This window comes from Solirubrobacter pauli (assembly GCF_003633755.1).
In the GTDB taxonomy this organism is placed as follows: domain Bacteria; phylum Actinomycetota; class Thermoleophilia; order Solirubrobacterales; family Solirubrobacteraceae; genus Solirubrobacter; species Solirubrobacter pauli.
In genome coordinates this window covers 4129564-4140960 of sequence record NZ_RBIL01000001.1, presented here as the reverse complement: position 1 = coordinate 4140960, position 11397 = coordinate 4129564, and the positions used below count along the sequence as shown (strand labels likewise).

Annotated in this window: 14 protein-coding genes; 7 read left to right on the top strand and 7 right to left on the bottom strand. The window is 72.7% G+C overall.

The features are described 5' to 3' along the window. Positions 1 to 52: 52 nt before the first annotated feature. The 3 genes from C8N24_RS34090 to C8N24_RS19245 all read right to left on the bottom strand — a co-directional run bounded on the left by C8N24_RS34090 (position 53) and on the right by C8N24_RS19245 (position 2368). Entirely contained in the window at positions 53 to 199 is a 147-nt protein-coding gene (locus C8N24_RS34090; protein ID WP_170179209.1) for a hypothetical protein, read from the bottom strand. Beyond that, entirely contained in the window at positions 196 to 1548 is a 1353-nt protein-coding gene (locus C8N24_RS19250; RefSeq protein WP_121252643.1) for a fenitrothion hydrolase, read from the bottom strand. The genes C8N24_RS34090 and C8N24_RS19250 overlap by 4 nt, the downstream gene beginning before the upstream one ends. Before the next feature lie 115 nt (positions 1549 to 1663). Beyond that, entirely contained in the window at positions 1664 to 2368 is a 705-nt protein-coding gene (locus tag C8N24_RS19245; protein WP_121252641.1) for a hypothetical protein, read from the bottom strand. A 115-nt stretch (positions 2369 to 2483) separates the two neighbouring features. On the opposite strand from C8N24_RS19245, the gene C8N24_RS19240 reads away from it, so the two are divergent. Beyond that, positions 2484 to 3224: a thioredoxin domain-containing protein gene (locus C8N24_RS19240; protein ID WP_121252638.1), complete on the top strand. Its 741-nt coding sequence runs from the start codon at positions 2484 to 2486 to the stop codon at positions 3222 to 3224. Here the strand turns inward: C8N24_RS19240 and C8N24_RS19235 are convergent. Next, the gene (locus C8N24_RS19235) at positions 3205 to 4296 is read right to left on the bottom strand and encodes a metallophosphoesterase (RefSeq protein ID WP_170179208.1); all 1092 of its coding nucleotides are present in this window, start codon (positions 4294 to 4296) and stop codon (positions 3205 to 3207) included. The two genes, C8N24_RS19240 and C8N24_RS19235, sit on opposite strands and share 20 nt — an antisense overlap. A 22-nt stretch (positions 4297 to 4318) precedes the next feature. Here C8N24_RS19235 and C8N24_RS19230 point away from each other — a divergent pair, with 22 nt between their 5' ends. Further along, the gene (locus C8N24_RS19230) at positions 4319 to 5488 is read left to right on the top strand and encodes a CaiB/BaiF CoA transferase family protein (RefSeq protein ID WP_121252636.1); all 1170 of its coding nucleotides are present in this window, start codon (positions 4319 to 4321) and stop codon (positions 5486 to 5488) included. Here the strand turns inward: C8N24_RS19230 and C8N24_RS19225 are convergent. Next, positions 5423 to 6118 carry a metallophosphoesterase gene (locus C8N24_RS19225; protein WP_170179207.1) on the bottom strand — a complete coding sequence of 232 codons (696 nt, stop codon included), beginning with the start codon at positions 6116 to 6118 and terminating at the stop codon, positions 5423 to 5425. The two genes, C8N24_RS19230 and C8N24_RS19225, sit on opposite strands and share 66 nt — an antisense overlap. Positions 6119 to 6177: 59 nt before the next feature. On the opposite strand from C8N24_RS19225, the gene C8N24_RS19220 reads away from it, so the two are divergent. From C8N24_RS19220 to C8N24_RS19210, 3 genes are all read left to right on the top strand, one after another. Beyond that, the gene (locus C8N24_RS19220) at positions 6178 to 6402 is read left to right on the top strand and encodes a hypothetical protein (RefSeq protein ID WP_121252632.1); all 225 of its coding nucleotides are present in this window, start codon (positions 6178 to 6180) and stop codon (positions 6400 to 6402) included. Between the two features lie 2 nt (positions 6403 to 6404). Beyond that, positions 6405 to 6866, top strand: a complete 462-nt coding sequence (locus C8N24_RS19215; protein WP_170179206.1) for a Clp protease N-terminal domain-containing protein — start codon at positions 6405 to 6407, stop codon at positions 6864 to 6866. Positions 6867 to 6936: 70 nt separating this feature from the next. Beyond that, a complete protein-coding gene (locus tag C8N24_RS19210; RefSeq protein WP_121252628.1) occupies positions 6937 to 7626 on the top strand; it encodes a hypothetical protein in 690 nt (229 codons plus the stop codon). On the opposite strand, the gene C8N24_RS19205 is transcribed toward C8N24_RS19210, so the two are convergent. Together C8N24_RS19205 and C8N24_RS19200 are read right to left on the bottom strand one after the other, a co-directional pair. Further along, positions 7615 to 8280: a TVP38/TMEM64 family protein gene (locus tag C8N24_RS19205; protein WP_170179205.1), complete on the bottom strand. Its 666-nt coding sequence runs from the start codon at positions 8278 to 8280 to the stop codon at positions 7615 to 7617. The two genes, C8N24_RS19210 and C8N24_RS19205, sit on opposite strands and share 12 nt — an antisense overlap. 8 nt (positions 8281 to 8288) lie before the next feature. Beyond that, a complete protein-coding gene (locus C8N24_RS19200) occupies positions 8289 to 9254 on the bottom strand; it encodes a 4-hydroxy-3-methylbut-2-enyl diphosphate reductase (RefSeq protein ID WP_211340023.1) in 966 nt (321 codons plus the stop codon). A gap of 31 nt (positions 9255 to 9285) precedes the next feature. Between C8N24_RS19200 and C8N24_RS19195 the strand changes: the two genes are divergently transcribed. Then, positions 9286 to 10599 (top strand): pyridoxal phosphate-dependent decarboxylase family protein, encoded by a 1314-nt coding sequence (locus C8N24_RS19195; RefSeq protein ID WP_121252622.1) that lies wholly within the window; start codon positions 9286 to 9288, stop codon positions 10597 to 10599. Positions 10600 to 10668: 69 nt separating this feature from the next. Further along, positions 10669 to 11385 carry an ABC transporter ATP-binding protein gene (locus tag C8N24_RS19190; RefSeq protein ID WP_121252620.1) on the top strand — a complete coding sequence of 239 codons (717 nt, stop codon included), beginning with the start codon at positions 10669 to 10671 and terminating at the stop codon, positions 11383 to 11385. Positions 11386 to 11397: the final 12 nt, after the last annotated feature.

The window sequence follows — 11397 nt, the reverse complement described above, 5'->3', positions numbered from 1 at the left end:
CGGACCTCGGACGAGGATGAGCGCGCCCGCCGTGAGGTTCGCGATCCCGTCGCTAGACCTCGTCTTCGTCGTCGGCGCCGATCTCCTCGGACGGCCCACGGTACCGCGCCCACAGAAGTGCGCCGACCATCGCGAGCACCGGCGCGAGGTAGAGCAGCTGCGCGGCCCAGTGGCCCGGGTGCGCGAACAGGGGCGTCATGCGTTCAGCGCCGCCGACAGCAGGAAGAGGCCGAGACAGGTGAACGCCACCATCAGGATCAGCATGACAACCTGCGAGCGGGTGGCGGCGCGGGCGGAGCCGTAGAGCTCGAGCGCGCGGTCGTGGGCGAGGACGAGCGCCGCGACGTGACCGACGACGAGCGCGCCGACCTGCACGTACCAGATGCCGGTGGCGCTGACGACGCCGTAGTCGATGTCGCGGTTCGCCGCGCCGAGCAGGTCCGAGCCGTCACCGAGCGGGTCGCTGAGCAGCCGCCACAGGTCCTGGCCGTTGTAGGCGAGCAGCGAGAAGTAGTGCGCGACGAGGTACCCGGCGGCGATCGGGATCAGCGTGTGGGCGAACGCGAGGCTCAGGCGGCGGCGGCTCATGCCCTCGGGCGGGACCATCCCACGCATGCCCGCGAAGTAGATGAGCCCGACGATCGCCACCGCACCGGCGAGGCCGACGACGAAGCCGAGCTCCAGCGCCGGCCCGATCCCGAAGCCGAGGTCGCGGAAGAACCCCTGGAGCTCGATCGCGATGTCGTTGAACAGCGCGCCCTCCTTCGCCCCGTCGAACGCGGTCGAGCCGACCGAGACGATCGCCAGCGCGGCCGTGCCGATGACGGGCGCGAGCCGCGCCGTGCCGGTGCCGGGCACGCGCAGGTGGACCTTGCCGTCGGCGGGCTCGCGGCCGAGCGGCGACAGCGAGCCGATCAGCGCGAACAGCACGCCGAAGCCGTCCGCGTTGCGCACCCACGGCTCCACGCCGTAGAGGCTCATGCCGACCAGCATCACCACGAGGTAGATCAGCATCAGCACCGCGAGCGAGCCGGGCTGCGTGCCGCGCGCCCACGCGAGCTCGCAGATCGCGAACGCGAACAGCCAGAACGCCGCCGGGTAGCGGCCGAGCCGCGCCGGGTACTCCAGCGGCTCCGGGAGCGCGCCGAAGCGCGCGGCGGTCCAGCCGGTCGCGCGACCGATCGCCCGCCACGGGCTGAGGTGGCGGAACACGTCCCCGAACAGCAGGGCGAGGAACGGGACGCCGACCCAGAAGCCGACGTAGACCGCGCTCGGGGCGAGGTTCTGGCTCTGCGTGTCCGTGCCGAACAGCCCGGCGTAGACGACGAGGAAGAAGAGGAAGACGCCGAGCGCGCCGAGGACGATCTCCAGCACGCGCGGGACCGCGAACAGCGGCCGGCCCGTCTTCGCCTGCAGCTTGGGCTGTGACCAGCCGAGCGCCAGCGCGACGAACGAGACGACGAGGACGGCGGCCGCGGCGGCGGCGAAGAGGGTCTCGGGGATCGGGAGGTCGGCGCGGCCGACGATCCCGTGCGCGAACAGGAGCACGCGCCGAGTCTAGGAACGAGAAAGGGCCCGGCGACGTTCGCCGGGCCCTATCTCACGAATGGCCCTAGAGCCTAAGGCCGGATGATCGGGGTGGGGCGGAGGGGATGTCCCGCCTTCAGCTGCACTTGATGTCGAACGAGTCCTTCGCCGAGGCGGCGGACGGCGGGTTCGGGTTCGGCGCGTAGCCGACCTCGACGCCGATCGTGTGCTTCTTGCCCTTGCAGCCCACGGAGGAGATGAGCGCGTTCTTGCCCTTCTTCTTGTTGATCGTGGCGCCGAGCTCGTTCAGCGCCGAGTAGGCGCCGGGAACCGGCTGCTGCAGCTCGGGCGTGATGACGATCGTCATCGAGCTGCCCTTGATCTTGCCGTGCAGGACGGCGTCGGCCGAGCCCGAGAGCAGGAACAGGATCTCGTTCTTGCCGACGATCGGCTGGACGTCGAAGCTGAGCGACGTCGGCGTCGTCGAGAACGGGTTCAGGTTGGCGCTGGCCTTGCCCTTGCCGGCGAAGGCCTTCTTGCACTTGCTCGGGTCGTTGATCAGCTCCTGATCGCCGAGCGTGCACTGGTCGAGGCCCTTGGTCGAGACCTTGATGGTCTTCGGGAAGGTGATCTTGATCGACTTCGCGGTCGTCTTGGCCGCCGCGTCGTTCTTGACGTCGAGCTTGAAGTTGACGGCCTTCGGCTTGGACTTCGTGCCCGCCTTGCTCGGCGAACCACTGCCCGAGGCCTCGATGCTGGGGGCGGGCGTCTGGGCGACGGCCACGCCGGTCGTGCCGACGGCGAGCGCCGCCATGCCGGCGACGAGGAAGGTCTTGCGCAAGTGTTCTCTCCTCTTGGAGCTGGTGGTTCTGGACGAACGGGCGCCGTTCGCGCCACAGACTTATCAACAACACGTCAGGAGCGCGAAGGTTGCGCTGCTAGCGTCGCCTTCGTCAATGCGTGCCTCCGACGCCAGCATCGCGGCTCCCGCCTTCCCACGCAAGCTCCCGTGGGTCAACGTCGCGATGCTGCGGATGGACCAGCAGAAGGGCAAGGCCGTCCTGGTCGAGTTCTTCGACTTCTGCCGCGTCAACAACCTGCGCACCCTGCCGTACCTGAAGGCCTGGCACGAGCGCTACGAGGCGCACGGCCTGCGGATCATCAGCGTCCACACCGGTGGGTTCCCGCCCGCCCGTGACGAGGACAACGTGCGCGAGGCCGTCGCGCGGCTGGAGATCCCGTGGCCGGTCGCGATCGACACCGACCTCGAGGTGTGGGACATCTACGGCAACGAGGGGTGGCCGGCGCGCTACCTCTGGACGCCGGAGCAGACCCTGTTCTCGATGCACTACGGCGAGGGCGCGTACGCGGAGACCGAGCGCGAGATCCAGGAGCTGCTCGGCGTGTCGATGGACCCGGTCGCACCGGTCCGGCCCGAGGACGCCGAGGACGCGCTGATCGCGCCGCAGACCGAGGACCAGCCGGGCGCCTACTCGGGCCCGTACGAAGCGGGCGGCGTGTGGGCGGTCGTGGACGGGATGGGCGCGGTGCGCGTCAACGGCGTCGAGCACACGGTGCTCGAGCCGGGGGCGATCGAGCTGCTGCACCACGAGCGGCACACGGCCGGCGAGCTGGTCTTCGAGGTCAGCGAGGGCGTGGTCGTGCACGCCACCTGCTTCACCCCGGGCCTGGCCTGAGGTCCGCGTGGGTCCGCTCGCCCAGTAGGCGCAGCAGGCGCGGCGGGCCGTCGTCCTCGACGAGGATCGCCGTTCCGGGCCAGTAGGGCGAGCCGTTCGGCTCCGGGCCGAGGAAGTGCGGCTGGTAGGTCCACGAGCCGGTGTTGTGGATCCGTGTGCCGTTCACGGTCCACTCGGCGAGGTCGTCGGTCGGCCACGGGCCGGAGCGGTGCGAGTGGCCCCAGATGACGTGCTCGGCCGGGATCCGCAGGCGCTGGACGACCTCGGCGATGCCGGTCAGGTAGCCGCGGCGCAGCGCGGTCGGTGACAGGTTCACCTGGAGCGGCCCGAGGCCGACCGCGTTCAGCGTGCGAACCGCCCCGCGGTATCCGGTCCTGAGCGCGAGCGAGCGCGGCGTGCGCTCGCGGGTGAGCGCCTTGTAGGAGCGCGACGACGCGCCGCCGCCCTTGGCCACGATCGAGTTGTCGGCGCGCTGGGCGAGCGCGTTCAGCCACGCGTACAGCGGCGACAGCACCGCCTCGTAGTCGTCGGGCGTCGTCGGGTCGGGGAGCGGCGCGATCCACTTGGCCATCGCGCCGACGAGGATCCGCTCGAACGTCGGCACGGTCGCGTGCACGTCCGCGTAGTGGCCGTGGAAGGCGTAGACGTCCTCGCGCAGCCACAGGCCCGGGTACGCGAAGCGCACGCGCGCGGGGCGCGCCGCCTCGACCAGAAGCTCGGCGATCGGCGTGTGCGCGCCGAAGTGCTGCTCGAAGCCGAGGAAGCCGGCCGGCTCGGTCTGCAAGCGCGCGTCGATCCAGCCCGCCGCGAGGCCGTGGTCGTGGTTGCCGGAGGTGATGATCAGCTCCCGGTCGGGCCCGAGCCGCTTCCCGAGCGCCGTGAAGAACGGCAGGGCGATCCGGACCGCGTCGCGGTGCGCGGCCTCGCGCAGCTCCAGGCCGTCGCCGAGGATCACCAGCCGGTCGACCTGGTCGAGCGCGTCCAGCAGCGGCTCCTGCAGCTCGGGGCGGCGCAGGAGGTCGGAGCGCTCGGCGCGGCCGAGGTGGAGGTCGGAGACGACGAGCGTGCGCATGTGCGGGCTAGTGTGCCCATCCATGGCGCCTTTGGCAGGCATCCTCGTCGCCGACTTCTCGCGCGTGCTCGCCGGGCCGCTCGCCGCGATGCTCCTCGGCGACCTCGGCGCGGACGTGATCAAGGTCGAGCGCCCCGACGGCGGCGACGACACGCGCGCCTGGGGTCCGCCGTGGCGCGACGGCGTCTCGACGTACTACCTGGGGCTCAACCGCAACAAGCGGTCGATCGCGCTGGACCTCAAGGACGCGGGTGACCTCGAGCTGGCGCGGGAGCTGGCCACGCGCGCGGACGTGCTGATCGAGTCGTTCCGGCCGGGGCTGATCGGCGAGCTCGGGCTCGGCCTGGAGACGTTGCGGGAGCGCAACCCCGGGCTCGTGACGTGCTCGGTCACCGCGTTCGGGAGCGGCGAGGCCGCGGCCGGGCTGCCCGGCTACGACTTCCTGCTGCAGGCCATGGGCGGGCTCATGTCCGTGACGGGCGAGCCCGACGGCGAGCCGCTGAAGGCGGGCACGGCGGTCGTCGACCTCGTCTGCGGGCTGCTGGCCGCCAACGGGATCCAGGCCGCGCTGCTCGAGCGCGCGGCGACGGGCGTCGGCCGTCACGTCGAGGTCTCGCTGATGGACTCGGCCCTCACCACCCTGCTGAACCAGGGCTCCGCGTGGGTGGCGGCGGGGGTCACCGGGCGCCGCCGCGGGAACCGCCACCCGAGCATCGTCCCCTACGAGACCTACGCGACCGCGGACCGGCCGCTCGCGATCGCGGTCGGCAACGAGCGGATCTTCGCCCGGCTGTGCGACGCGCTCGGCCTCGCGGACCTGCCGGGCGACGAGCGCTTCGCCACCAACGCCGCGCGGGTCGAGCACGCGGACGCGCTGATGGAGGCGTTCGAGGCCGTGCTGCGGACCCGGCCGGCCGCCGAGTGGCTCGAGGTACTGCGGGCCGCCAAGGTGCCCGCCGGGCCGATCAACGGCGTCGACGAGGCGTTCGCGCTGGCCTCCGAGCTGGGGATGGAGCCCGTCGCCGAGGTCGACGGGCTGCCGCTGGTCACGCCGCCGCTGCGGATCGACGGCGAGCGGCCTGCGATCCGCCGCGTGCCGCCGGGTCTCGACCAGCACGGCGACGAGCTACGTCACTGGCTGCACGTGCGTGATGACGCTGCCGTCGTCGAGGAACGCGTGGACGAGCACTGACGGCGGCTCCTCGCGGTTCGTCGCCATGCCCGGTGCCTCGAAGTCCAGCGTGGACTGGATGTGCGTGCCGGCCGCGGTGACGACGAGCGTGCCGCCGAGCGTGGCGGTCGCGGCGCGGTGGACGTGGCCGGCGGCGACCAGCGCGACCTGCGGGTTGGCGGTCAGCAGCTCCGCCAGCGCGTCGGCCTGCTCCTTCGGCAGCCCGATGCGGTCCAGCCACGCGAGGCCCATCGCGACCGGCGGGTGGTGCATGGCGATGATCGTGGGCGTGCCCGGCTCGAGCTGCTGCTCGACCCAGTCGACGTCCAGCGAGCCGTCGTCGCGGCCGGGCTGGGACGTGTCGCAGACCACGAGCCGCACGTTCCCGGCCTCCGCGACGTACTGCTGGCGCTCGTCGAAGCGGTCATGGTTGCCCGCCGTGCGGTACACGGGCGCCTGGATCGGGGCCAGCGCCCGGGTGGCCGCCTCGTACTCCTCGGGCGCGCCGGTGTCGGCGATGTCGCCCGTGAGCAGGACGGCGGCCGGGCTCAGCGCGGCGACGCGCTCCGCCGCGCGCTCCAGGCCGGGGATCGAGGGCTCGTCGTCGAGGCGGATGTGAGGGTCGCTGATCTGGGCGATGAGGAGGGGCACGCGGCGGGACGCTAGCAACTGGGGTTGACTATCGCCAGTTAGTCAACTACGGTTGCTCCATGATCGATTTGGCCACCCCCGCCGATCCCGCCGACGGGCTCGCCGCCGTCGTCGCGCTCCGGCGCCTCGCCGAGCAACTCGAGGCGGCGGAGGTCGAGCGCGCGATGCGGACCGGCTGGAGCTGGCCCGAGGTCGCGGAGGCGCTCGGCGTCACGCGCCAAGCCGTCCACAAGAAGCACGCCAAGCGGCTGATCGCCGCGGGCGTCGAGCTCAGGAGACGATGACGATGCTGCAACGGTTCACGAAGGACGCCCGGGCGATCGTCGAGGCCGCCGTGGAGATCGCCCGCGAGCGCGGCGCCTCGACCGTCGAGGCCGAGCACCTGCTGCTCGCGGCGACGCGACGGGAGGACCCGACCGCGATCGTCCTGCGCGGCCACGGGCTCGATTTCGACGGGCTGGACCGCGCGCTGGAAGCGGAGAGCGAGCGGAGCCTGGCCGCGGTCGGCGTGTCCGCCGAGCGGCCGCGCTTCACGCCCTTCCCCGGCAAGCCGCGCTTCGCCACGTCGGCCAAGGCGGCGCTCGAGGGCGCGCTGCGGGCCGCGACCGAGCGCGCCGACCGGCACATCGGGTCCCGCCACGTCGTGCTCGGCGTGCTGCGCCCCACGCGCGGCACCGTACCGCGGGCACTGGGGCTGGCCGGAGTCGATCGCGACGAGCTGAGTGCGGCTATCTCGAGCGCGACGTAGGCAATCCGGAAGCCGCGGACACCTGCTGGCGCGGCCGTGCACGGGGCGACGCGACGCGAGCCTGTGCGGCATGAACCCGAACCCCACCGCCGGCCGCCTCGCGGCGATCGTCACCGGCGGCGTCATCGCCTCGCTCGCGCTCGTGGTGCTCGCCGCCGGCGCGGCCTTCACCTGGCTCGAGCACCGCAAGGACGCCGACGGCTACTACATGACCAGCAGCGAGCGCTTCGCCACGCCGACGCACGCGCTCGCCACCGAGAACCTGGAGATCGACGACGACGTCCCGGGAAGCGTCGCGGGCACCGTCCGCTTCGACGTGCAGGCGAACGGCTCCAAGCCGGTGTTCGTCGGCATCGCCCGCTCGCGGGACGTCGAGGCCTACCTGGCCGACGCGCCGCACGCGACGCTCACCGACGTCCAGACCGACCCCTTCGCCGCCGACTACCGGACGACCGCGCGGGGCGCCGCCGCGCCGGCGCCGCCCGCCACGCGTGACCTCTGGGTCGCCGCGCGGCAGGGCACGGGCGAGCAGCGCCTGACCTGGGACGTCCAGGACGGCGACTGGTCCGTGGTGGTGATGAACGCCGACGGCTCCGCGGACGTCGACGCCGAGGTCGCCGTCGGAGCCGACCTGCCGATCGTCGGGACGCTCGCCACCGGGTCGCTGATCGGTGGCCTGGTGCTGCTCGCGGGCGGCGGCGTGCTGCTCGCCGGCGGGTTGCGCACGCCGCGTCGGCGCCGCGCGGCGTTAGCGGCTTGATTGACGCATCCGCCGCGCGACCGTGGCGGTCAGCACGAGCAGCGCCAGCAGCGTGCCGACCGCTACCCACAGCAGCGGGTCGGACGCCGACAGGTCGTCCAGCGCGTGGCCCAGGTACGTCGCGGCGGCGGTGATCGGCAGCACGCCGACGAACGACGTCCACGTGTAGCGCCAGACCGGCACGCGCGTCGCGCCGGCGATGTAGCCGACGAGGCTGAAGGGCACGAACGGGACCAGCCGCGACATCACCAGGGCGGGTGCGCCACCGCGGCCGATCACGCGCTCCGCGGTCTTCACCCGCTCCTCCCCCGCGAGCCGGACCGCCAGCGGGCGGCCGATCCACACGCCGAGGGCGTAGGCGATCAGCCCCGACAGCGTCCAGGCGACCATCACGATCGGCAGCGCGACGGCGAAGCCGTAGACGAGGCCGGCGACCGCGTTCGGGATCTCGGCCGGGAACAGCACGACCGCGTGCACGAGGATGATCGCGACGAGGACGAGCGCGCCGCCGACGCCGAGGTCCTGCAGCTGGAGCTGCAGGGCGTCGACGTCGCCGTGCAGCGCGTGCGAGAGCGCGGTGCGCAGCGGCTCGACGAGCGCGACCACCGCGGCCGCGACGGCGATCGCGACCAGGGTGAGCAGCAGCTTGCGCAATGGGCCGCTCAGGCTTCGGCGGCGGCGGTCATCGCCTGCCGGATCTGCTTCGGCAGCATGAAGCGCACGTCCTCGCGCAGGACCTCGAACTCCGAGACGTCCTGCGTGCCGCGCTCGCGGAAGAAGGCGACGAGGTCGTCCACGAGCTCCTCGGGAACGCTGGCGCCGGACGAGACGCCGACGACCTTCGTGTCCGGCGTGAGCCAGGCCTCGTCGATCTGGCTCGCGTTGTCGATCAGGTACGACGGCGTGCCGAGGTCGCGCGCGACGTCGACCAGCCGGTTGCTGTTCGAGGAGTTCTTGGAGCCGATCACGAGGACCAGGTCGCACCGGTCGGCCATCTGGCGGACGGCGGCCTGGCGGTTCGTGGTGGCGTAGCAGATGTCGTCGGTGCGCGGACCCGTGATGTGCGGGAACTTCTCGCGCAGGCGGGCGATGATGCCGCGCGTCTCGTCGACCGAGAGCGTGGTCTGGTTGATGTAGGCGAGCTTGCGCTCGTCCTCGACCTCGAGCGCGTCGACGTCCGCCTCGGACTCGATCAGCACGATGTGGTCGGGCGCCTCGCCCATCGTGCCCTCGACCTCCTCGTGGCCGGCGTGGCCGATGAGGACGATCGTGTAGCCCTCGGCGGCGAACTTGATCGCCTCGCGGTGGACCTTGGTGACGAGCGGGCAGGTGGCGTCGATCGTCTTCAGCTGGCGGCGCTCGGCGTCCGCGTGGACCGCCGGCGACACGCCGTGGGCGGAGAAGACGGTGAGCGCGCCCTCGGGGATCGTGTCGTCGAGCTCGTCGACGAAGATCGCGCCGCGCTCGCGCAACGTCTCCACGACGTGCTTGTTGTGCACGATCTCCTTGCGCACGTACACGGGGGCTCCGTGCAGCTCGAGCGCGCGTTCGACGGTCTGAACGGCGCGGTCGACGCCGGCGCAGTAGCCGCGCGGAGCGGCGAGCAGGAGCTTTTCCGGGGCGTGCATCTGAGGGTCCAGTCTAGGAGACTCAACGCCCATGTGGGACTCGGTATTCCGTCACACGGACGCATATCTGGCGTCTTTGGACGATCGCCCGGTGGGGGTGCCGGTGGCGCCCGACGTGCTCCGGACGCGCCTGGCGGGCGAGCTGCCGGACGTCGGCCTGGCGCCGGAGCAGGTGATCGACGAGCTGGTCGCGGCCGTCGATCCGGGCCTGGTGGCCAGTGCCGGGCCGCGGTACTTTGGGTTCGTGACCGGACAGGCGCTGCCCGCCGCGCGGGCGGCGGACATGCTGGCGGCCGTCTGGGATCAGAACGCGTTCTCGTACGTGTCCTCGCCGGCGGCGGCCGTGGTCGAAGAGGTCGCGGAGCGGTGGGTGCTCGACGTGCTGGGGCTGCCGGCTTCCGCGTCGGTCGGGTTCGTGACGGGCGCGTCGATGGCCAACGCGACCTGCCTGGCGGCCGCGCGCAATGTGGTCCTCGGGCGGCTCGGCTGGGATGCGGCACGGGACGGGTTGATCGGGGCGCCGCCGCTGCGCGTGTTCGCCGGCGCGGAGGCGCACGCGACGATCTTCGCCGCGCTGCGGCTCGTGGGGCTGGGCGCGGGGTCGGCGACGCTTGTGGACGTCACACCTCAAGGTGCACTTGACGCTGAGGCTTTGGTGCTGGACGGGCCCGCGATCGTGTGCGCGCAGGCGGGGAACGTCAACACCGGTGCGAGCGACGATCTGGCGCTGCTGGCGGCGAAGTGCCGGGCCGCGGGCGCGTGGTTGCACGTGGACGGGGCATTCGGTCTGTGGGCGGCAGCCGCTCCGTCGCTGCGCGCGTCGGTGGCCGGCGTGGAGCTCGCGGACTCCTGGGCGACCGACGCGCACAAGTGGCTGAACGTGCCGTACGACAGCGGGCTCGCGATCGTCGCCGACCGGGTCGCGCACCGGGCCGCGATGGGCCTCTCCGCGGCGTACCTGACCGAGTCCGAGCACCGGCAGAACTACGACTACACGCCGGAGGCCTCGCGGCGGGCGCGCGGGTTCGCCGTCTACGCCGCGCTGCGGTCGCTCGGGCGTTCCGGGCTGGCGGCGCTGATCGAGCGGTGCTGCGCCCACGCGCGGCTGTTCGCCTCACTCCTGGACGCGGGTGGCGCGACGGTGCTCAACGACGTCGTCCTCAACCAGGTGCTGGTGGCCGCTTCGCCCGAGGCGATCGCCCGCGTGCAGGCGGACGGCACGTGCTGGCTCGGCGGGACCGTCTGGCGCGAGCAGCCGGCGATGCGGATCTCGGTGTCCGGCTACGAGACCACCGAGGACGACGTGCGCCGCTCCGCCGCGGCGATCCTGCGCGCCTTGGGATAGCTGGCACCACCACCAAGAGTGGCCGTGGCGAGACTGGTCCCGCCACGTGCGGATTTCGATGCTTGATGCATGGAATCCGGAGTCGAGCTGCGCGACGTCACCAAGCGCCATGGGCGGGGCGCGGCGGCGGTCGTCGCGCTCGAGGGCGTGACCGCCCACTTCGAGCGCGGCAGCTTCACCGCGATCATGGGCCCGTCCGGCTCGGGCAAGTCGACCCTGCTCCAGTGCGCGGCGGGTCTCGACGAGCCCGACGCCGGCGCCGTGTGGGTGGGCGGCGTCGAGCTCGGCCGCCTGGGCGAAGCCGCCCGCGCCCGGCTCCGACGCGAGTCGATCGGCTTCGTCTTCCAGGCCTTCAACCTCCTCCCCGCCCTGACCGCCGAGCAGAACGTCGCGCTTCCGCTGCGCCTGGCGGGCCGGCGCGTGCCCCGCCGCGACGTGCGCGCCGCCCTGGCGAGCGTCGGCCTCGAGGACCGCGCGACCCACCGCCCCAGCGAGCTGTCCGGCGGGCAGCAGCAGCGCGTGGCGATCGCCCGCGCCCTCCTGTCCCGCCCCGCGACCCTGTTCGCCGACGAGCCCACCGGGGCGCTCGACACCACCAGCGCCCGCGAGGCGCTGGCGCTCCTGCGCGCCCTGCACGACCAGACGATCGTCATGGTGACCCACGACGCGGTCGCCGCCGCCCACGCGGACCGCGTCCTGTTCCTCGCCGACGGCCGCATCGCGGGCGAGCTCCCCGACCCGACGCCCGAGGCGGTCGCCGCGACGATGACGAGGCTCGAGCAGTGACGCGCGCCAAGG

What these genes read in the sequence shown, in the direction of transcription:
- C8N24_RS34090 (WP_170179209.1), bottom strand. Translation starts at nt 199, where the DNA reads ATGACGCCCCTGTTCGCGCACCCGGGCCACTGGGCCGCGCAGCTGCTC.
- C8N24_RS19240 (WP_121252638.1), top strand. Translation starts at nt 2,484, where the DNA reads ATGCGTGCCTCCGACGCCAGCATCGCGGCTCCCGCCTTCCCACGCAAG.
- C8N24_RS19235 (WP_170179208.1), bottom strand. Translation starts at nt 4,296, where the DNA reads ATGCGCACGCTCGTCGTCTCCGACCTCCACCTCGGCCGCGCCGAGCGC.
- C8N24_RS19230 (WP_121252636.1), top strand. Translation starts at nt 4,319, where the DNA reads ATGGCGCCTTTGGCAGGCATCCTCGTCGCCGACTTCTCGCGCGTGCTC.
- C8N24_RS19220 (WP_121252632.1), top strand. Translation starts at nt 6,178, where the DNA reads ATGATCGATTTGGCCACCCCCGCCGATCCCGCCGACGGGCTCGCCGCC.
- C8N24_RS19215 (WP_170179206.1), top strand. Translation starts at nt 6,405, where the DNA reads ATGCTGCAACGGTTCACGAAGGACGCCCGGGCGATCGTCGAGGCCGCC.
- C8N24_RS19210 (WP_121252628.1), top strand. Translation starts at nt 6,937, where the DNA reads ATGAACCCGAACCCCACCGCCGGCCGCCTCGCGGCGATCGTCACCGGC.
- C8N24_RS19200 (WP_211340023.1), bottom strand. Translation starts at nt 9,254, where the DNA reads ATGCACGCCCCGGAAAAGCTCCTGCTCGCCGCTCCGCGCGGCTACTGC.
- C8N24_RS19195 (WP_121252622.1), top strand. Translation starts at nt 9,286, where the DNA reads ATGTGGGACTCGGTATTCCGTCACACGGACGCATATCTGGCGTCTTTG.
- C8N24_RS19190 (WP_121252620.1), top strand. Translation starts at nt 10,669, where the DNA reads ATGGAATCCGGAGTCGAGCTGCGCGACGTCACCAAGCGCCATGGGCGG.